The following is a 20,095-nucleotide window of genomic DNA, read 5'->3' on the forward strand; positions in this document are numbered from 1 at the left end:
ATAAGGGAGCTTTTCCGGTTTGAGTCAGGACATTGCCGTCGCGCCTCGCATTCACATCAGTCTGGAGCACCAGCGCCTGACCCTGATCGGTCGGGACGGCGGGGTGGAAATCGAGTACCCGGTGTCCACCGGACTCAACGGCCCGGGCGAGCGTGATGGCAGCGGTTGTACCCCCCGGGGCGAGCATTTCATTCGCGCGCTGATCGGCGCCGACCAGCCCCTGCGCACCGTGTTCCGCGGTCGTCGACCCACCGGCGAAATCTACTCTCCCGAATTGGCCCAGCAGCACCCCGGACGGGACTGGATACTGAGTCGCATCCTCTGGTTGTGCGGCCGGGAGTCCGGGAAAAACCGCGGTCCCGGGGTCGATACTTTTCGTCGCTTCATATACATTCACGGCACTCCGGACACGGAGCCCATGGGCGTTCCGCTGTCCCACGGCTGCGTGCGCATGCGCAACGACGATATCGTCGACCTGTTCGGTCGCGTTCAGGCCGGCATCGCCGTGTTCATTGACTAATCCCGTTTGATCAGAGGCCACCGATGATCGAGAAAGCAACTGCCATGATCAATGGCTGGATCCAGAGCTTTGATCTGCTGTCCCAGGGCTGGCGCGTGGGCATTGTTGTCTTCGCCCTGGTGTTCGGTACCGCCACCGTCGCCTACATCGCCAGCCACATCATCGGCGCCCTGGAGCGCAAATTCAGCAACACCCGCAACCTCTGGGACGACGCCTTCCTCCACGCCGCCCGCAAGCCGGTGGTGGGCTTTGTCTGGCTGCAGGGGGTGTACTGGGCGGCCGAGGTCGCGCACAAATACTCGGAAGCGGAGATCTTCAAGGCCAACGAAACGGTCCTGGAGATGGGCTTTATCTGGATCTTCGTCTGGACCCTGCTGCGGCTGATTAAAGAGGGCGAAAAGATCCTGATCTCGCCCATGAAGATGAAGACGCCCATGGACTACACCACGGTCAACGCCGTGAGCAAGCTGTCCCGGGCCGTGGTCATCATCACCGCCGTGCTGATTGCGATGCAGTCCCTGGGCTACAGCATCTCCGGTGTGCTCGCCTTCGGTGGTGTCGGCGGTATCGCCGTCGGTTTTGCCGCCAAGGACCTGCTGGCCAACTTCTTCGGCGGGTTCATCATCCACCTCGATCGCCCGTTCAAGGTGGGCGACTGGGTGCGCTCGCCGGACCGCAACATCGAAGGCACGGTGGAGCACATCGGCTGGCGCCTGACCACCATCCGCACCTTTGACCAGCGCCCGCTGTACGTGCCCAACGCCGCCTTCACCTCCATCGCGGTGGAAAACCCGTCCCGCATGCGCAACCGCCGTATCAGCGAAACCATTGGCATCCGTTACTGCGACGTCAGCCAGATGGCCGAGGTGGTGGCCGACATCCGCTCCATGCTCGAAAACCACGAGGAGATCGACACCGATCAGACCCTGATCGTGAACTTCGTGGCCTTCAACGCCTCCAGCCTGGACATCATGGTGTACACCTTCACCAAGACCACCCAGTGGGTGAAGTTCCACGAGGTGAAGCAGGACGTGCTGCTGAAGATCAGCGAGATCATTGAGGGCTACGGCGCCGAGGTGGCCTTCCCGACCCGGACCCTGCATCTGCCCGAGGGCGTGCGGCTGGCCAGCGATGCCTCGAAAGAGGGCAAGCGCAAGGGGCAATCCGATGCCGATGCCGACGCCGTCGAGGGCGACGAGGACCGGGCGGACGACGACCAGAACCGGAGCTCCGGTTCCAAGACCAGGTCCAGCGCCCAGGCCACCCACAAGGGCGATGTCGAAGAAACCGGAGACGCCGAATGAGTTCCAGACCCGCACAACACCCCGTCGGCATCATCGGCGGTACCGGCCTGACCACTCTGTCTGGCCTGGAAATCACCGGCGAGCGCTCGGTGGACACCGACTGGGGGCAGCCCTCGGCGCCGCTGGTGGAAGGTCGGCTGGGTGACCAGCCGGTGATTTTCCTGGCCCGTCACGGCAACCCCCATCGCATTCCGCCGCACCAGGTGAATTACCGCGCCAACCTGCGTGCGCTTTACGACGCCGGGGTTCGCACCGTGGTTGGGGTCAATGCCGTGGGCGGAATTCATCAGGACATGGGGCCGGCCCACGTGGTGGTTCCGGACCAGATCATCGATTACACCTGGGGCCGGCCCAGCACCTTCTTCGAAGGCGAGCTGGAGCACGTCACCCACATCGACTTCACCTGGCCGTACGACGCCGACGCCCGCCGGATCCTGATCGAGGCGGCGGCGAGCCGGAAGACGACCATATCCGATTTTGGCGTGTATGGCGCCACCCAGGGACCGAGGCTGGAGACCGCCGCGGAAATCCGCCGCATGGAGCGGGATGGCTGTGATCTGGTGGGGATGACGGGCATGCCGGAAGCGGTGCTCGCGGCCGAGCTGGGGATGCGTTACGCCTGTCTGGGGCTGGTGGTGAACTGGGCCGCTGGCAAGTCAGACCACATCATCACGATGGAAGAAATCGAGGCGGCCATCGACCAGGGCATGTCCTCGGTGAAAGGCATGCTCGAGGCGTCGATGGCCGGTCTGGGCCAGCTTACTCCGACGCCTCAATCCGCTTAAAGAACACCAGCACGCCAATGGTGGGGGAGTCCAGGAAGTGGATTTCCTCACTGCGCATGCGCCGGGTTTCACGAATCCAGGTCAGCAGCTCCAGCGGTGCTTTGTCCGCTGTCTGCGTCATCTCCGCCACCGGTGTCGCACCGGTCTCGGCGGCGCTGTCGTCGCCCGCCTCGGCGTTGACGTCCGCCGGGGCTTCCTCGCCGGCAACCGGCTCCGCCCTCATCGGTTCCGGCGCCATCGATTCCATCGGCGCCAATTGCCAGTGATTCAGGTTCACGCCCACGTGCAGGTAGCGCTGGCGGTCGATGCTGATGGTGCCTTCAATCTCCCGGGTCTCCGCGCCGTTCAGCCAATCACCGACGGCCACTTTCAAGGGCTCGCCCTGATAGTCCGGTGGAAACGCCTCGTACCAGCCGGCGGCCACCAGAACCCGATAGCGCCCGCTGCGCTCGAGGCGCTGTACCGCGCTGCTCAGGTGCAGTTCGCTGGTGGGCACCAGATCGAGGGTGGTGTTGGCGGTGCCGCTGGCATCCACCGCGCGCAGGATGGCGTTGGATTCCGGGGTGGGTTCCACCGCCCGGTCGCCCATCCGCTCGTTGACGGCCTCGGGCTCGACGATGCGTTCCAGGACCACCAGCTCGGCCCGGTAGTAATTGTCCGGAATCGCGCCCGATTCCGTCGCCACGTCCTGGGCGGCGGCTGTCAGTGGCAGGGCCAGCAGCAGGGCCGTGAGAACTGTGCGTGCCGTCAGTCGGCTGCCGCGAATACCGTCAGTCTGCAAGGGCATTACTCCACATCTGAATCAGGCGTTTAGGAGGCGGTGGCCGCCGCTTTTTCGGGGGCCAGCTCGCCAAGCATCTTGGAAATGCCGTCGAGTTTACCATCGGTCGAGGTGTCCTTCAGCCGAAAACGGAAGCTGTTGGCCCCCTCGAGCCGGTACTGGTCCGGCGCGGATTGCACTTTTTTAACCAGCACCAGCGGGTCCACCGGGGTGGAGCCGCCAAATTCCAGCCGGGTCCATTCCTTGCCCGCGTCGATCTGCACGATGCCCAGGGCTTCTGCCTGCAAGCGCAGCTCGGCCTGCCGCATCAGGTTCTTGGCCGGGTCCGGTAACAATCCGAAGCGGTCAATCATCTCAACCTGAAGTTCTTTTAATGCCGCCTTGTCTTCAACGCTGGCAATGCGCTTGTACAGCATCAACCGGTTGTGCACGTCCGGCAGGTAGTCCTCCGGGATCAGCGCCGGAATGCGCAGGTTCATCTCGGTGCCGTGGCTCAGGGGCAGTTCGGCGTTGGGCGTACGGCCCTCGCGGATGGCCTTGACCGCTTCATCCAGCAGCTGCATGTACAGGGTGAAGCCGATGCTTTCGATCTGGCCGCTCTGCTCCTCGCCCAGCAGTTCGCCGGCGCCCCGGATCTCCAGGTCGTGGGTGGCCAGCATGAAGCCTGCGCCCAGGTCCTGGGACTCGGCAATGGCGTCCAGGCGCTTCTTGGCGTCGGCGCTGATCGAGCGCGGCGGTGGCGTCAGCAGGTAGGCATAGGCCTGGTGGTGGGACCGGCCAACCCGGCCGCGCAGCTGGTGCAGCTGGGCCAGGCCGAACTTGTCGGCCCGCTCGATGATGATGGTGTTGGCACTGGGGATGTCGATGCCGGTCTCGATGATGGTGGAGCACACCAGCACGTTGAAGCGCTTGTGGTAGAAGTCCGACATGATCTGTTCCAGCTCGCGCTCGCGCATCTGACCGTGGGCCACGCCCACCCGGGCTTCGGGAATCAGCCGCCGCAGGTCCTCGGCGCTCTTCTCGATGGTCGAGACGTCGTTGTGCAGGAAATACACCTGACCGCCCCGCAGGATTTCCCGCAGAATGGCTTCCTTCACCATCACATCATCGCGCTGGCGCACGAAGGTTTTCACCGACAGGCGCCGGGCCGGTGGCGTGGCGATGATCGACAGGTCCCGCAGATGGCCCATGGCCATGTTCAGGGTGCGCGGGATGGGCGTGGCGGTCAGGGTCAGCATGTCGACCTCGGCCCGCAGGGATTTGAACTTTTCTTTCTGGTTGACCCCGAAACGGTGCTCCTCGTCGATGATCACCAGGCCCAGGTTCTTGAACTGGATGTCGCCCTGCAGCAGCTTGTGGGTGCCGATGACGATGTCGGCCTTGCCGGTTTCGATGGCTTCCAGGGCCTTGCTGGTCTGGCTGCCGGAGCGGAACCGGCTGAGCAGCTCCACGTTTACCGCGGTGTCCGAGAACCGGTCCCGGAAGGATTCGTAGTGCTGCTGGGCCAGCAGGGTGGTAGGCACCAGCACCGCCACCTGCTTGCCGGAGTAGGTCGCCATGAAGGCCGCGCGCATTGCCACCTCGGTCTTGCCGAAACCCACGTCGCCACAGACCAGCCGGTCCATCGGGCGCTCGCCGGTCATGTCCTCGATCACCGCCTGAATCGCGACTTCCTGGTCCGGGGTTTCCTCAAACGGGAAGCCGGCAGCGAACGCGCGATAGGCCTCTTTCGGGTTGTCGAACACGAACCCTTTGCGGGCTTCCCGGCGGGCGTACACGTCCAGCAGCTCGGCCGCGGTGTCGCGGATCTTCTCCAGGGCCTTCTGCTTGGCCTGGCTCCATTTCTCGGTGCCCAGTTTGTGCAGGGGCGCGTGCTCGGTGTCGTTGCCGGCGTAGCGGGAAATCAGGTGCAGGCTGGAGACCGGTACGTAGAGCTTGGAGCCGCCGGCGTATTCCAGCATCAGGAATTCGTTCGACTCGCCGCCGGCGGTGATGGTCTCCAGGCCCTGGTAGCGGCCCACGCCGTGGTCGATGTGCACCACCGGCGCGCCGATGCGCAGCTCGGACAGGTCGCGGTAGCCGGCATCGTCGGTTTCGGTTGGCTTCTGCCGGCGCCGGCGCTGCAGCACCCGCTCGCCAAACAGCGCGGTCTCGGTAATCAGCGCGATGTGCTGGCCGGGCAGGGCCAGGCCCTGTTCCATGGGTGCGATGGTGATGCCCAGGGTGCACTGATCATCGCCCAGGAACGCCTGCCAACCGGCCTGGGTTTTCGGCTTCAGGCTGTGCTCGCCCAGGTTTTCGATCAGGGCTTCCCGGCGGCCGGAGGATTCGGCGCAGATCAGCACCCGGCCGCTGAATTCGTTCAAAAAGCGTTTCAGGCGTCCGGCCGGGTCGGCGGCGCGGCCGTCCATGGCGATGTCCGGCAGGCTCTCGGACGGGCAGTTCTCAGCGCCGGTACCGGTGGCTTCGCCGGCCTGGGTGGTCACCCGCGGGAACGCCTTCAGGTGGCCAAACAGCTCGTCCTGCTGCAAGAACAGGCGCGAGGGCGGAAGAATCGGCCGCAGTCGGTCGTGCCGGCGGTCCTCGTAGCGGTCCCGGGTTTCCGAATCGAACAGGTTGACCGCCTCGTTCAGGCCGTCGGCGGTGAACACGTGGGTGTCGCCGGGCAGGTAGTCGAACAGGGTCGCGGTCTCATCGAAGAACAGCGGCAGGTAATATTCGATGCCCGGCGGGGTGATGGCGTTGGAGACGTCCTTGTAGATGGGCGCGTCCTTGTCGACGTCCGGGAACTGTTCGAACCAGCGGTTGCGGAAGCCGGAGCGGGCCTCCTTGTGCCAGGGGAACTCGAACGCCGGCAGCAGCTCGATCCGGTCTATGCGGTCGATGGAGCGCTGGGTCTCCGGGTCGAAGGTGCGCAGGGTTTCGATCTCGTCGTCGAACAGGTCGATCCGGTAGGGCAGGTTGGAGCCCATGGGATAGATGTCCAGGATTGCCCCGCGTACCGCGTATTCGCCGTGCTCGTACACGTTCTCGGCGTGTCGGTAACCGGCGGATTCCAGGTGGTTGCGCCAGGTGTCGATGTCCAGGGACTGGCCCACTTCCAGCAACAGGGTGTTGCCCTGCAGGTAGTTCACCGGCGGCAGCCGATGCATCAGGGTCCGGGCCGGAACCACCAGCACGCCGTGGCTGGTGGACGGCAGCCGGTGCAGGGTGCGCACCCGCTGGGAGGTGATGTCCTGGTGCGGCGAAAACAGGTCGTAGGGCAGGGTCTCCCAGTCCGGCAACGACAGCAGTTCCAGGCCGTCGTCGGTAATCGCGGCGCCGTCTTCCTCCGGCGGCAGGCCCAGGAAAAAGCGCATGGCCTGTTCCAGGCGGATGGCGTCGTTGGTGCTGCGGGTAATCACCAGGGTCAGGCCCCGATGGGCCCGGGCGCTTTCGCAGATGGCCAGGGCGTCACTGCTGCCATGAAGTTGGCCCCAGGTGCGGTGGTCCGCCGGCTTTTTCGGAAATTCCGGGGCAATCAGCGAATGGGGCGGTTGGGGTGAAGATGCACCTTGGCTCATGGGCAGTTAGGCTCTCCTGCTGTGGGTGACCGGGAGACGGCAAGGCGCGTATTCTAACGCCCACGCCGGGTTAAGTCATGGTAACGGTGGTGGTGGGCCCGCGTCTGAGCCCGCGTGCGCACCGTTGCCGCGGCATCTTTACGAACGTGGTGACAGTCCGTATTTGCCGTTGGCCGTTTTAAGTTGGATAATGTGCGCCCTAATTTTCTTACCAGTGCTACATAGAGGTCACATCCGTGAGTCACGAACAGATCAACCAGCACCTGTCTAACTGGACGGAAAGAGAGTCCACCGCGGAAGCGATGATTCCGCTGATCGGCCGTCTTTACCGCAAGAACAACGTGGTCACCTCCGTATACGGTCGTGCCATCATCAACCAGTCGGTGATCGACATCATCCGTGCCCACCGGTTTGTTCGCCAGGTGGAAGACAGCGAGCTGTCTGTTCATGACACCCTGCCGATCCTGCAGGCCATGGACGCGCTCGAACTGGGCCGCGCTCACGTCGATATTGGTAAGCTGGCGGTTAAATTCAAGGAAGAGGGCGGTGATCTCGTCGAATTCCTGAAGCGCGAAATCGGTTCCATCGTCGGCCAGTACGCCGCTCAGTCCGAGGAAGAAGCCCACAACGACACCAAGGACGTTGTGCTCTACGGTTTCGGCCGGATCGGTCGACTGCTCGCCCGCATCCTGATCGAGAAAGCCGGTGGCGGTAACAACCTGCGCCTGCGTGCCATCGTGGTTCGCAACGGCGGCGCCGAGAACGACCTGGAAAAGCGTGCCAGCCTGCTGCGTCGCGATTCCGTGCACGGTCCGTTCGACGGCACCATCACCGTTGACCAGAAAGAGTCTGCGCTGATTGCCAACGGCAACTTCATCAAGGTGATCTACTCCGACGGTCCGGACAAGGTCGACTACACCGAGTACGGCATCAACAACGCCATCGTGGTGGACAACACCGGTAAGTGGCGTGACGAGGAAGGCCTGGGTCTGCACCTGAAGTCCAAGGGCGTCAGCCGCGTCATCCTGACCGCACCGGGCAAGGGCGACATCAAGAACATCGTCTATGGCATCAACAACGACTGGATCACCGACGACGACAAGATCCTGTCTGCGGCCTCCTGTACCACCAACGCCATCACGCCGGTGCTGAAAGCCATCGACGACGAGTACGGCATCGAGGACGGCCACGTCGAGACGGTTCACTCGTACACCAACGACCAGAACCTGATCGACAACTACCACAAGGGCAGCCGTCGTGGCCGCAGTGCCCCGCTGAACATGGTTATCACCGAGACCGGCGCCGCCAAAGCCGTGGCCAAGGCCCTGCCGGAACTGAAGGGCAAGCTGACCGGTAACGCCATCCGGGTACCGACCCCGAACGTGTCCATGGCCATCCTGAACCTCAACCTGAAGAAGGATGTGGACGTCGAGGGTGTCAACGACTACCTGCGCGACATGGCGCTGCACTCCGAGCTGCAGAAGCAGATCGACTTCGTGAACTCCCCGGAAGTGGTTTCCACCGACTTTGTCGGCTCCCGCCACGCCGGTGTGGTTGACGCCCAGGCCACCATCGCCGGTGGCAAGCGCCTGATCCTGTACGTGTGGTACGACAACGAGTTTGGTTACAGCGCCCAGGTTGTGCGCGTGGTGAACCAGATGGCCGGCGTTACCTACCCGATCTTCCCGAAACGTGCTCGGGACTGATCGCTTCTGACCCAAGTTGGTCAGTAACGTCGTCAAAAACCCTGGTTGCGAGAGCTTCCGGGGTTTTTGTTTGCCCGAATCCCGCCCGAAAAAAGGCCCGCAGAGATTACGTTCCGGCACAAACCCATTCGGGTTTCTGGTGGAAATAGAAATCCTTAATCCTTATAATTGGCGCGATTTTGGGTACGTCTGGCACCCAGATTCTCATCTTTTCCTGCGTCGAAGGACGGGCCGCGCATGGCGCCACCCGCTTTCGCCACTTTGGGGCAACCACCCGGTGCAAACCGGAGAGGAAACCTGGGCCGCGGGGCCGGACGTTACAAATCCATAGAAAAGTTTCTGATGATTGGATGAGGCTAATGATCAAGATCAAAAAAGGCCTGGATCTTCCCATCAGCGGCGCTCCTGAACAGACCATTACCGAGGGCAAGCCGGTACGCCACGTGGCACTGATCGGCTTTGACTACAACGGCATGAAGCCGACGATGGCTGTGAAAGAAGGGGACCGTGTCAAGCGCGGTACGCTGCTGTTCACGGACAAGAAGACCGAAGGCGTTCGTTATACCTCACCCGCTGCCGGCGTGGTGAAAGAAATCAATCGCGGTGAGCGTCGGGTGTTCCAGTCGATCGTTATCGAAATCGATGGCGACGAGGCTGAAACCTACGCCCGTTACAGCGACGCGGATCTTGCCGGCCTGGAACGCCAGCAGGTGGTGGACAACCTGGTGGAATCCGGTCTGTGGACGGCCTTCAAAACCCGCCCGTACAGCAAAGTACCGGCCATCGACTCTGCACCCCATTCCATTTTCGTTTCCGTGATGGACACCAATCCGCTGGCGGCGGACCCGACGGTGATCATCGGCGAGAACAGCGCAGCGTTCGAGAAAGGCCTGACCCTGCTCACCAAGCTGACCCAGGGTAAGGTATTCGTCACGGGCAAGCCCGGCTCCAACGTCGCCGTGCCCAAGAACGACGCGGTCGAAGTGCACCAGTTTGACGGTGTGCACCCGGCCGGTAACGTCGGCACCCACATCCACTACCTGGATCCGGTGTCCAACAGCAAGACGGTCTGGTCGATCAACTACCAGGACGTCATCGACATCGCCAAGCTGTTCGAAACCGGTGAAGTACCGGTAGAGCGCATCGTTGCCCTGGGTGGCCCCAAGGCGCTGAAGCCGCGCCTGGTTCGTACCCGCCTGGGTGCCAGCCTGCCCGAACTGCTCGAAGGCGAAGTTGCTGACGACACCGAAGTGCGCGCCATCTCCGGCTCCGTGTTCGGTGGCCGCCGTGGTGATGGCCCCTGCGCCTACCTGGGACGCTTTGCCAACCAGGTGTCGCTGCTGGAAGAAGGCACCAAGCGCGAGTTCATGGGCTGGCTGTCGCCGGGTCCCAACAAGTTCTCCATCCTGAATATCTACCTGTCGAAACTGACAAGCGGCAAGCTGTTCAACTTCACCACCACCACCAACGGCAGTGAGCGTGCCATGGTGCCGGTCGGTGCGTATGAGCAGATCATGCCCCTGGATATTCTGCCGACCCAGCTGCTGCGTTCCATTATCGTGGGCGACACCGAGATGGCACAGAAGCTCGGTGCCCTGGAGCTGGATGAAGAAGATCTGGCGCTGTGCACCTTTGTGTGCCCGGGTAAATACGAATACGGTCCGATTCTCCGCGAGAACCTGACCCGAATCGAGATCGAGGGCTAATACGATGGCTATCCGACAGTTTCTCGATGGAATCGAGCATCACTTTGAAAAAGGTGGCAAGTACGAGCGCTGGTACGCGCTGTACGAGGCCATCGACACCATCTTCTACACCCCGGGCAAGGTGACGTCGACCACGGCCCACGTTCGTGACGGCGTTGACCTCAAGCGCATCATGATCACGGTGTGGATGTGTACCTTCCCGGCCATGTTCTTCGGTATGTGGAACATCGGCTTCCAGGCCAACAGCTACCTGGCCACCAACCCGGACGCCCTGGTGGGCGACGGCGGCATGCGCACGGCGTTCATCAACGCCCTGGCGGTGACCGGCGCCGGTGCCGGTGTGTGGGACAACTTCGTCTACGGCATGGCCTACTTCATTCCCATCTACGCAGTGACGTTCATCGTCGGCGGTTTCTGGGAAGTGCTGTTCGCCACCGTGCGTCGTCACGAAGTGAACGAAGGCTTCTTCGTTACCTCCGTCCTCTTTGCCCTGATCTGCCCGCCCACCATCCCGCTGTGGCAGGTAGCCCTGGGTATCACCTTCGGTGTGGTCATCGGTAAGGAAGTGTTCGGCGGTACCGGCAAGAACTTTCTGAACCCGGCCCTGACCGGCCGTGCCTTCCTGTACTTCGCCTACCCGGCACAGATTTCCGGTGACACCGTGTGGACCGCGGTTGACGGCTTCAGTGGCGCCACCGCCCTTAGCTGGGCAGCTAGCGGCGGCCTGGAAGCACTGGAAGCGCAGATCGGCTGGATGAGCGCGTTCATGGGCACCATCCAGGGTTCCATGGGTGAGACCTCCACCTTGGCGGTACTGATCGGCGGCATCATCCTGCTGCTGATGAAAATCGCCAACTTCCGCATCGTCGGCGGCGTGCTGATCGGTATGATCGCCACCTCGCTGCTGTTCAACGTGATCGGCTCCGACACCAACCCGATGTTCGCCATTCCGGCCCATTGGCACCTGGTGATGGGCGGTTTCGCCTTCGGCATGATGTTCATGGCCACCGACCCGGTATCCGCCGCCATGACTGACACCGGTCGCTGGTGCTTCGGTATCCTGGTGGGCGTGATGACCGTGCTGATCCGTGTGGTTAACCCTGCATTCCCGGAAGGCATCATGCTGGCCATCCTGTTCGCGAACCTGTTTGCGCCGCTGATGGACCACTACGTGGTTCAGGCCAACATCAAACGGAGGCTTGCTCGTGGCTAAAGCAAAAGAAACCGTCTCCAGAACGCTGATCGTTGCTCTGGTACTGAGTATTGTGTTCTCCGTGGTGGTCTCCACCGCCGCGGTCATGCTCCGTCCGGCGCAGATCCAGAACCAGAATCTGGACATCAAGACCAACATCCTGTCCGCTGCCGGCCTGCTTGAGCCGGGTGCCAGCGCCGACCAGATCGAGTCGCAGTTCGAGCAGTTCGACGTGCGCCTCGTGGACCTGGACACCGGCGAGTACGTCGAAGCGTCCGAGGTGGGCGTGCAGGACCCGATGAAGTACGACATGTACAAAGCCGCTTCTGATCCGGCGATGTCCACCAACATCCCGTCGTCCGAAGACAAGGCCGGTATCAAGCGTCGTCCGAACGTCGCCAAGGTCTACACCATGAGCGAGAACGGCCAGGTCACCCGCGTGGTGCTGCCGATTCACGGCTATGGCCTCTGGTCCACCCTGTACGGCTTCATCTCCCTGGAAGGGGACCTGAACACCGTGGAAGGTCTGGGTTTCTACGCCCACGCCGAAACCCCGGGTCTGGGTGGCGAAGTTGATAACCCGCGCTGGAAGCAGCAGTGGGTGGGTAAGGAAGTGTACGACGGCGAGCGCGCCGAGCCGAAGATCCGCCTGGTCAAGGGCGGTGTCGGTCCGAATGCCCCTGAGAAGGAGCACAAGATCGATGCTCTGTCCGGCGCCACGCTCACCAGTAACGGTGTCCAGAACCTGGTCAACTACTGGATGAGTGAGCGCGGCTACGCAACATTCCTACAAAAACTGCGTAAAGAGGAGGTCTGATCATGGCAGATGCATCGGCCAAACAGGTTCTCTTCGAACCGATCTTCAGTAACAACCCGATTGCCCTGCAGATCCTGGGTATCTGTTCTGCGCTGGCGGTAACCACCAGCATGAACGTGTCCCTGGTTATGTGCATGGCGGTAATCGCGGTCACGGCATTTTCCAACCTGGCGGTGTCGCTGGTACGGACCCAGATTCCGGGCAGCATCCGGATCATCGTACAGATGACCATCATCGCCTCCCTGGTAATCGTGGTTGACCAGATCCTTAAGGCCTACGCCTACGAGATCAGCAAGCAGCTGTCCGTATTCGTTGGTCTGATCATCACCAACTGCATCGTCATGGGCCGCGCCGAAGGCTTCGCCATGAAGAACGGCCCGTACCTGAGCTTCCTCGACGGTATCGGCAACGGCCTGGGTTATTCCGTGCTGCTGCTGTTCGTGGCGTTCTTCCGCGAACTGCTGGGCGCCGGTTCCCTGTTCGGCATCACCCTGCTGCCGACCGTGAACGAGGGTGGCTGGTACATCCCGAACGGTCTGCTGCTGCTGCCGCCGAGCGCGTTCTTCATCATCGGTCTGGCAATCTGGGGCCTGCGGGTCTGGAAGCCGGAGCAGGTTGAAGAGGCGGATTACAAGATGTCTCGCCACACCGCCAAGGAGGCCTTCTGATGGAACACTATATCAGTCTGATTGTTAAGGCCATTTTCGTTGAGAACATGGCGCTGGCGTTCTTCCTGGGGATGTGTACCTTCCTGGCCATCTCCAAGAAGATTGAAGCCGCAACCGGTCTCGGCATCGCCGTTGTGGTGGTCCTGACCGTCACCGTGCCGGTCAACAACCTGCTGTACAACAGCATCCTGCGCGAAGGTGCGCTGGAGTGGGCCGGTCTGCCCAACGTTGACCTGAGCTTTCTCGGTCTGCTGACGTACATTGGTGTAATCGCGGCCATCGTCCAGATCATGGAAATGGTCCTGGACAAGTACATCCCGGCGCTCTATGCCGCCCTGGGTGTGTTCCTGCCATTGATCACGGTGAACTGCGCCATCCTGGGTGCGTCCCTGTTCATGGTAGAGCGTGACTACACCTTCGGCGAAAGTGTGGTGTACGGCTTCGGCGCCGGTCTGGGCTGGGCCCTGGCCATCATCGCGCTGGCGGGTATCCGCGAGAAGCTGAAGTACAGCGACGTTCCGGAAGGCCTGCGTGGCCTGGGCATCACCTTCATTACCGTGGGTCTGATGTCTCTGGGCTTCATGTCCTTCTCCGGTATTTCTCTGTAACTCACCCGGTGATTCGGTTTAACGAAAAGGCGAGACCATGAATACAGAAATTATTCTCGGCGTGGTCATGTTCACCGTGATCGTTCTGGCCCTGGTCGCAGTGATTCTGGCGGCCCGGTCCAGGCTGGTAAGCACCGGTGACGTGACCATTGAGATCAACGACGATCCCGAACACACCATGAAGACCGGTGCGGGCGGGAAACTCCTGGGTACCCTGGCCAACCAGGGCATCTTCCTGTCCTCCGCCTGTGGCGGCGGCGGTACCTGCGCCCAGTGTAAGTGCAAGGTTCTGGAAGGCGGCGGCGCCATGCTGCCGACCGAAAAGACCCACTTCACCAACCGCGAAGAGAAGGAAGGCTGGCGCCTGTCCTGTCAGGTTCCGGTGAAGCAGGACATGAAGATCGAAGTGCCGGAAGAATTCTTCGGCGTGAAGAAGTGGGAGTGCGAAGTGGTGTCCAACCACAACGTGGCCACCTTCATCAAGGAGCTGGTCCTGAAGCTGCCGGAAGGCGAGGAAGTGGACTTCCGTGCCGGCGGTTACGTGCAGCTCGAGTGTCCTCCGTTTGAGATCGACTTCAAGGATTTCAACATCGAGGAAGAGTTCCACGAAGACTGGGACAAGCACGACATCTGGCGCTACAAGGCGATCAACAAGGAAGAGACCATCCGCGCCTACTCCATGGCGAACTACCCGGAAGAGAAGGGCGTGCTGAAGTTCAACATCCGGATCGCGACGCCGCCTCCGGGCACCGACCATCCGCCGGGCATCATGTCGAGCTACGTGTTCAACCTGAAGCCGGGTGACAAGGTCACCGTGATGGGACCGTTCGGTGAGTTCTTCGCCAAGAAGACCGACGCCGAGATGGTATTCATCGGCGGTGGTGCTGGTATGGCGCCGATGCGTTCGCACATCTTCGATCAGCTCAAGCGTCTGAACTCCAAGCGCAAGATCAGCTTCTGGTACGGCGCTCGAAGCGTGCGCGAGATGTTCTACGTCGAGGACTTCGACGGGCTGCAGGAAGAGAATGACAACTTCGAGTGGCACGTGGCATTGTCCGACGCACTGCCGGAGGACAACTGGGAAGGCCCGACCGGCTTTATCCATAACGTCCTCTACGAGAACTATCTGAAGGACCATCCGGCTCCGGAAGACTGTGAGTTCTACATGTGTGGGCCGCCCATCATGAACGCGTCCGTGATCAAGATGCTCAAGGACCTGGGCGTCGAGGACGAAAACATCATGCTGGATGACTTCGGGGGCTAAACCTTTCCCATGACATCCCGCATGTTGGAACCCGTCAGGGTGGTTTTGGCCAGTGCCGTGTTGGCACTGGCCGGGATCGCCCTGGCGGGTTGTTCGTTTGAGCCCAGTGAAAAAGTCTGGGAAATCTCCGGCCCGGTGTTCGGCACCCGGTATCACATCAATGTGGTATTGACGGAGGATCAGTCCCGGTTGGAGACTCTGGCCCAGGGTATTGAAGCGGAGCTGGAGACAGTGGACGCGGCCATGTCCACCTGGCGCGAGGACTCCGAGTTGTCCCGGCTCAATCGGGCCGAGCGCCCGGAGCAGTGGCAGGACCTGTCAGCCCCGCTGTACGAGGTTCTAAAGCGTGCCAGCGAAGTGTCCGAGCTGACCGACGGCGCTTTCGACGTCACCATCGGCCCGGTGGTCAATCTCTGGGGTTTTGGTCCCGAGGCCCGGCCCGAGCAGGTGCCCGCGGACGAGACCCTGGCGCAGGCCCTGGCGGCCACCGGCCACGACAAGCTGGAACTGCGGGCAACGCCCCCGGGCATCCGCCAGGCCCAGCCGCAATACATTGATCTGTCGGCCATTGCCAAGGGCTACGGGGTTGACGTGGTGGCCCGATACCTCGACAGTGAAGGCATAGAGGCCTATCTGGTCGAGATTGGCGGCGAAGTGCGGGTAAATGGCCGAAAACCGGGCGGCGACGCCTGGCGCCTGGCCATCGAGCAGCCCACCGCCGGTGAGCAGCAGGTGAACCGGGTGGTGGCGCTGGAAAGCCGCGCCATGGCCACCTCCGGCGATTATCGTAACTATTACGAATCGGAAGGCCGCCGCTACTCTCATACAATTGATCCTGCAACCGGCCAGCCGATTGCACACAATTTGGCGTCGGTGACGGTCATTGCCGAGGATTGCATGTCGGCAGATGCACTGGCCACTGGCTTTAACGTGATGGGCTTCGAGCGGGCGAACGCGCTCGCCACCAGGGAAAACATCCCGGCCTATTTCATCATCCGGACGGACGACGGTTTCGAGACTCACCAGACACCGGCGTTTTCGTCCTATGTGACTCAGTAAGGGGAGGGCAGTATGGGTACCTTTCTTCTTGTGTTGTTCATCGTGGTTCTGCTCGTTGCGGCCATGTCCGTGGGTGTGATCTTCGGTCGCAAGCCAATCAGCGGCACCTGCGGCGGCATTGGCGCCCTGGGCATCAGCCAGTCCTGTGACATCTGTGGCGGCAACACCCAGAAGTGCGAAGAGGAAAACGAGCGCATTGCCAACGAGGGCAAAACCGCCGATTCACTGGCCTACGACGCCAGCAAGGGCAAGCGCTGAAGCAGAATCCGATCATCACCATTACCTTTTCACGACGTAGATAAGGAGTCACTGCGCGCATGGCAGAACATCATTACGACGTCGTCGTCATCGGCGCCGGGCCTTCGGGCGAAGGCGCGGCGATGAATGCGACGAAGCACGGTAAACGTGTCGCGATCATCGAGGACAAACAGACCGTCGGCGGTAACTGCACCCACTGGGGCACCATTCCGTCCAAGGCGCTGCGTCACTCGGTCAAGCAGATCATCACGTTCAATACCAACCAGATGTTCCGTGACATCGGCGAGCCGCGCTGGTTCTCCTTTCCCCGGGTGCTGCAGAACGCCCAGAAGGTCATCGGCAAGCAGGTCAAGCTGAGGACCCAGTTCTACGCCCGCAACCGGGTCGACCTGATCAACGGCCGTGCCTCCTTCGTCGACAAGAACCGCCTGGAAATCCGCGGCAGCAAGGTGGTAGAGCACATCCACTTCAAGCAGGCGATCATCGCCACCGGCTCTCGGCCGTACCTGCCGCCCGATGTGGATTTCCGTCACCACCGGATCTACAACTCCGACACCATCCTGAACCTGTCCCACACGCCCCGCACGCTGATCATCTACGGCGCCGGGGTCATCGGTTCGGAATACGCCTCGATCTTCGCCGGTCTGGGCGTGAAGGTGGACCTGATCAACCCGGGCAGCCGACTGCTGTCGTTCCTGGACGACGAGATCTCGGACGCGCTCAGCTACCACCTGCGCAACAACGGCGTGCTGGTCCGTCATAACGAGCAGTACGAGAAGGTCGAGGGCGACGACCACGGTGTGGTGCTGTCGCTGGCCTCCGGCAAGAAGATCCGCGCCGATGCCTTCCTGTGGTGTAACGGCCGCACCGGCAACACCGATTCCCTGAACCTGGACAGCGTCGGCCTGGTGCCGAACGGCCGGGGCCAGCTGTCGGTGGACGAGCACTACCGCACCGAGGTGGAGAACATCTACGCCGCCGGTGACGTCATCGGCTGGCCGAGCCTGGCCAGTGCCGCCTACGACCAGGGCCGCTCCGCGTCCTCGGACATCGTGAAGGATGAGTATTTCCGATTCGTCTCCGATGTGCCGACCGGCATCTACACCATTCCGGAGATCAGCTCCGTTGGCAAGACCGAGCGCGAACTGACCGAAGCCAAGGTGCCGTACGAAGTGGGCCAGGCTTTCTTCAAGGACCTGGCGCGGGCGCAGATCACCGGCGACGCGGTGGGCATGCTGAAGATCCTGTTCCACCGGGAGACCCGCGAGATCCTGGGCATTCACTGCTTCGGGGACCAGGCGGCGGAGATCGTCCACATCGGCCAGGCGATCATGAACCAGAGCGGGGAAGCCAATTCCCTGAACTACTTCATCAACACCACCTTCAACTACCCGACCATGGCGGAAGCCTACCGGGTGGCGGCCCTGAATGGCCTGAACCGGATCTTCTGATCCGGTCAGTTTGCGGGCAGGGCCTCAGCGTCTGGCTCAGGCCCGGTCTGCACCGTGGGCAGCGAAAGCAGCGAACGGGCCCGGTTGTCGAAGAACATCCGGGTGCTGGTCGGATAATCGGTGATGATGCTGTCCACCCCCATCTCCTCCAGCTGCAGCATGTCGTGAATGCGGTTCACCGTCCAGGTGGACACGTGCAGCTCTCTACGGTGCGCCTCCTGCACCAGTTCCGCGGAACACAGCTTCCAGTTCAGGCACAGGTAATCGCAGCCCAGTTTCTGGGCCAGATTCACCGGCTTCGGAAACCGCCGCTCGGAAACCAGTCCCAAATGAATCTTCTTGTCCCGCCGACGCACTTCCTTCAAAAACCAGGTGTCGGACGAGGTGATGGCGACCCGGCCATACAGGTCCCGGCGCTGGATGATCTCCGTCAGGCGATTGGATAGGATGTTCAGCCGTTGGCGGCTGTCTTTTTTCACTTCCAGCTGGACGTGCTCGAGATCGGTGAACTGATCGAGCAGGGACTCCAGGGTGGGAATGCCGATTTTCCGGGGCCAGGAGCTGGTGTTGCGCCGGGCGTCCATGTCGGCCAGCTCGGCGGCCGTGAAGCTGCCCACGTCGCCTTTCTGGCCGGTGGTGCGGTCTACGGTCAAGTCGTGCACCAGCACCGGCTTGCCGTCCTTGGACAGCACCAGATCAAGCTCGAAATGGCGGATTCCATGCCGGTAGGCGTGCGCAAAGCCGGGTAGGGTGTTCTCGGGGGCTTCGCCTTTGGCGCCTCGGTGTCCGTACACAATCATTCTGCAGTCTTACCTTTCAAGCGTTGGTAGATGGCCTGGCGTTTTTGCCAGGTCTCATGGCACAGCTGGATGTCTTCCAGGTAGGCCGGCAATTCGTCCATCAACAGGGCCTGGGGACCGTCCACCAGGGCTTTCTCGGGTTTCGGGTGGAAATCCACCAGCACCATGTTGGCCCCGGCAATCACGCCCTGGGCGGTGGCGTGGATCACATCCAGGATGCCGTCCGGTGAGTGTTCCCGGCTGCCCACGGAGTGGGACGGGTCCACGCACACCGGCATGCGGGTCAGCCGCTTCACCGCCGGCACATGGGCGAAATCCACCATGTTGCGGTGCGGCTGGCCGGCCTCGGTCTTCATCCCGCGCAAACAGAAAATCACGTTGGCGTTGCCCTCGCTGGCCAGGTACTCGGCCGCGTTCAGGGACTCGTTCAGGGTAATGCCGAAACCGCGCTTGAGCAGCACCGGGTAGGTGCTCTGCCGGCCAATGGCTTTCAGCAGCTCAAAGTTCTGGGTGTTGCGGGTGCCCACCTGCAGCATCACCCCGGTCGGCCGGCCCAGTTGCTCCAGGCAGGTGTCGATTTCCTCGATGTGGCTCTCGTGGGTGATCTCCATGGCAATCACCTTGATGCCATGCTTGCCTGCCTTCTCGAACACCCAGGGCAGGCAGCCCTTGCCGTGGCCCTGGAACGAGTAGGGGTTGGTGCGCGGCTTGTAGGCGCCCATGCGGGTGCATTGCTGGCCGTGTTGCTCCAGCGCCTGCATCATGATTTCCACGTGCTCGGGCACGTCCACCGCGCACAGGCCGGCAAACACGTTCAGGTTGGACTGGTTGAAATCGACGCCGTTGTAGCTGAACCCGCTCTGACGGCGGTCGTCCCGGTGCCGGCCCAGAATGCGGTAGTCGTCGGAAATGCGAATGGCCCGCTCAACCGCCGGCAACGCCTCAATCTCGTCTTTGTCCAGGGATTTGGTGTCGCCCAGCAGGTAGAGTTCGGTCAGGCGCTGGCTGGCGCCCTGGACCTCGTGGACCCGGACCGACACTCCCGGCAGGTTTTCCAGGTAGTGCATGGTCTGGCGGTAGGCTTCGCTGTCGAGCGCCGTGTTGGGGTGGAGAATCGCGAGCATGCTGCCTCCTTGTGTTATCCGGCCTCCTCGGCTCGGTGCCGCGCCTGCATGTATTCCCGATGATTAAGATGCAGCAGGTCGGCCATGCGGCGTATAAGGTGTTCCTCGTACTTGTCGATGCGTCCGTCGGCAAAGGCGACCCGCCAGATGCTCTCGAGCAGGGCCTGTTTGGCGTTCTGGTCCAGATGCTCGTTGATCTGGCCGGTGAACTCGTACATCGAGGTGGCGTCCTCGGCGTGGTTCAGGGCGTCGGCCAGAATCGCCTCGGCTTCCTCCCGGCTCACCTGGTGCGCCTTCACGGCGCAATCCACGATGGTCTGCAGCTCACGCTCGTCCTCGTTGTGGTCGACCCGGGAGAGCTGCACCATCAGGGCGGTGGCGGCCACCGCCAACTGGTGGTTGTCCGGTTGGGCGTTCTCGGTCTCCGGGGCAGAAAACAGCTTTTTCAGTTGCTCAAGCATAAGCGGTCAGAGGGTCTCCATCTGCAAT

18 protein-coding genes are annotated in these 20,095 nt (G+C 62.0%); 13 read left to right on the top strand and 5 right to left on the bottom strand.

The window, feature by feature from the left end; all coding sequences use genetic code 11:
• Nucleotides 1-19: 19 nt before the first annotated feature.
• Genes U5822_RS12920 through U5822_RS12930 form a run of 3 tightly spaced genes read left to right on the top strand, consistent with a single transcriptional unit; the run spans nt 20 to nt 2,609 of the window.
• The gene (locus U5822_RS12920; protein ID WP_322856030.1) at nt 20-520 is read left to right on the top strand and encodes a L,D-transpeptidase; all 501 of its coding nucleotides are present in this window, start codon (nt 20-22) and stop codon (nt 518-520) included.
• Between the two features lie 23 nt (nt 521-543).
• Nucleotides 544-1,824 carry a mechanosensitive ion channel family protein gene (locus tag U5822_RS12925; RefSeq protein WP_322856031.1) on the top strand — a complete coding sequence of 427 codons (1,281 nt, stop codon included), beginning with the start codon at nt 544-546 and terminating at the stop codon, nt 1,822-1,824.
• Nucleotides 1,821-2,609, top strand: coding sequence for an S-methyl-5'-thioinosine phosphorylase (locus U5822_RS12930; protein WP_322856032.1), 789 nt, complete (start codon nt 1,821-1,823; stop codon nt 2,607-2,609). Before U5822_RS12925 ends, U5822_RS12930 begins: the two co-directional genes overlap by 4 nt.
• Here the strand turns inward: U5822_RS12930 and U5822_RS12935 are convergent.
• Complete coding sequence (locus U5822_RS12935) at nt 2,584-3,396, bottom strand: CsiV family protein (protein ID WP_425259172.1); 813 nt, start codon at nt 3,394-3,396, stop codon at nt 2,584-2,586. The genes U5822_RS12930 and U5822_RS12935 overlap by 26 nt on opposite strands.
• A gap of 23 nt (nt 3,397-3,419) precedes the next feature.
• A complete protein-coding gene (gene mfd / locus U5822_RS12940) occupies nt 3,420-6,953 on the bottom strand; it encodes a transcription-repair coupling factor (RefSeq protein ID WP_322856034.1) in 3,534 nt (1,177 codons plus the stop codon).
• Nucleotides 6,954-7,255: 302 nt separating this feature from the next.
• On the opposite strand from mfd, the gene U5822_RS12945 reads away from it, so the two are divergent.
• From U5822_RS12945 to sthA, 10 genes are all read left to right on the top strand, one after another.
• Nucleotides 7,256-8,659, top strand: a complete 1,404-nt coding sequence (locus U5822_RS12945; RefSeq protein WP_425259416.1) for a glyceraldehyde-3-phosphate dehydrogenase — start codon at nt 7,256-7,258, stop codon at nt 8,657-8,659.
• 359 nt (nt 8,660-9,018) lie between these two features.
• The gene (locus tag U5822_RS12950) at nt 9,019-10,365 is read left to right on the top strand and encodes a Na(+)-translocating NADH-quinone reductase subunit A (RefSeq protein ID WP_322856036.1); all 1,347 of its coding nucleotides are present in this window, start codon (nt 9,019-9,021) and stop codon (nt 10,363-10,365) included.
• A 4-nt stretch (nt 10,366-10,369) separates the two neighbouring features.
• Nucleotides 10,370-11,578: an NADH:ubiquinone reductase (Na(+)-transporting) subunit B gene (locus U5822_RS12955; protein WP_322856037.1), complete on the top strand. Its 1,209-nt coding sequence runs from the start codon at nt 10,370-10,372 to the stop codon at nt 11,576-11,578.
• Nucleotides 11,571-12,374: a Na(+)-translocating NADH-quinone reductase subunit C gene (locus U5822_RS12960; protein WP_322856038.1), complete on the top strand. Its 804-nt coding sequence runs from the start codon at nt 11,571-11,573 to the stop codon at nt 12,372-12,374. Before U5822_RS12955 ends, U5822_RS12960 begins: the two co-directional genes overlap by 8 nt.
• A 2-nt stretch (nt 12,375-12,376) precedes the next feature.
• Nucleotides 12,377-13,042 carry an NADH:ubiquinone reductase (Na(+)-transporting) subunit D gene (locus U5822_RS12965; RefSeq protein ID WP_322856039.1) on the top strand — a complete coding sequence of 222 codons (666 nt, stop codon included), beginning with the start codon at nt 12,377-12,379 and terminating at the stop codon, nt 13,040-13,042.
• Nucleotides 13,042-13,650, top strand: coding sequence for an NADH:ubiquinone reductase (Na(+)-transporting) subunit E (gene nqrE / locus U5822_RS12970; RefSeq protein WP_218634828.1), 609 nt, complete (start codon nt 13,042-13,044; stop codon nt 13,648-13,650). The genes U5822_RS12965 and nqrE overlap by 1 nt, the downstream gene beginning before the upstream one ends.
• Before the next feature lie 37 nt (nt 13,651-13,687).
• Complete coding sequence (gene nqrF / locus U5822_RS12975; protein ID WP_322856040.1) at nt 13,688-14,914, top strand: NADH:ubiquinone reductase (Na(+)-transporting) subunit F; 1,227 nt, start codon at nt 13,688-13,690, stop codon at nt 14,912-14,914.
• Between the two features lie 9 nt (nt 14,915-14,923).
• Complete coding sequence (locus U5822_RS12980; RefSeq protein WP_322856041.1) at nt 14,924-15,973, top strand: FAD:protein FMN transferase; 1,050 nt, start codon at nt 14,924-14,926, stop codon at nt 15,971-15,973.
• A gap of 12 nt (nt 15,974-15,985) precedes the next feature.
• Nucleotides 15,986-16,231: a (Na+)-NQR maturation NqrM gene (nqrM, locus tag U5822_RS12985; RefSeq protein ID WP_322856042.1), complete on the top strand. Its 246-nt coding sequence runs from the start codon at nt 15,986-15,988 to the stop codon at nt 16,229-16,231.
• 59 nt (nt 16,232-16,290) lie between these two features.
• Nucleotides 16,291-17,682: a Si-specific NAD(P)(+) transhydrogenase gene (sthA, locus tag U5822_RS12990; protein ID WP_322856043.1), complete on the top strand. Its 1,392-nt coding sequence runs from the start codon at nt 16,291-16,293 to the stop codon at nt 17,680-17,682.
• A gap of 5 nt (nt 17,683-17,687) precedes the next feature.
• Here the strand turns inward: sthA and U5822_RS12995 are convergent, their stop codons facing one another.
• Genes U5822_RS12995 through U5822_RS13005 form a run of 3 tightly spaced genes read right to left on the bottom strand, consistent with a single transcriptional unit; the run spans nt 17,688 to nt 20,067 of the window.
• The gene (locus U5822_RS12995) at nt 17,688-18,482 is read right to left on the bottom strand and encodes a glycerophosphodiester phosphodiesterase (protein WP_322856044.1); all 795 of its coding nucleotides are present in this window, start codon (nt 18,480-18,482) and stop codon (nt 17,688-17,690) included.
• Entirely contained in the window at nt 18,479-19,606 is a 1,128-nt protein-coding gene (locus tag U5822_RS13000) for a 3-deoxy-7-phosphoheptulonate synthase (RefSeq protein WP_322856045.1), read from the bottom strand. Before U5822_RS13000 ends, U5822_RS12995 begins: the two co-directional genes overlap by 4 nt.
• 14 nt (nt 19,607-19,620) lie before the next feature.
• Entirely contained in the window at nt 19,621-20,067 is a 447-nt protein-coding gene (locus U5822_RS13005) for a tellurite resistance TerB family protein (protein ID WP_322856046.1), read from the bottom strand.
• Nucleotides 20,068-20,095 lie beyond the last annotated feature (28 nt).

The sequence above is a fragment of the Marinobacter qingdaonensis genome, assembly GCF_034555935.1.
Classification (GTDB): Bacteria; Pseudomonadota; Gammaproteobacteria; order Pseudomonadales; family Oleiphilaceae; genus Marinobacter; species Marinobacter qingdaonensis.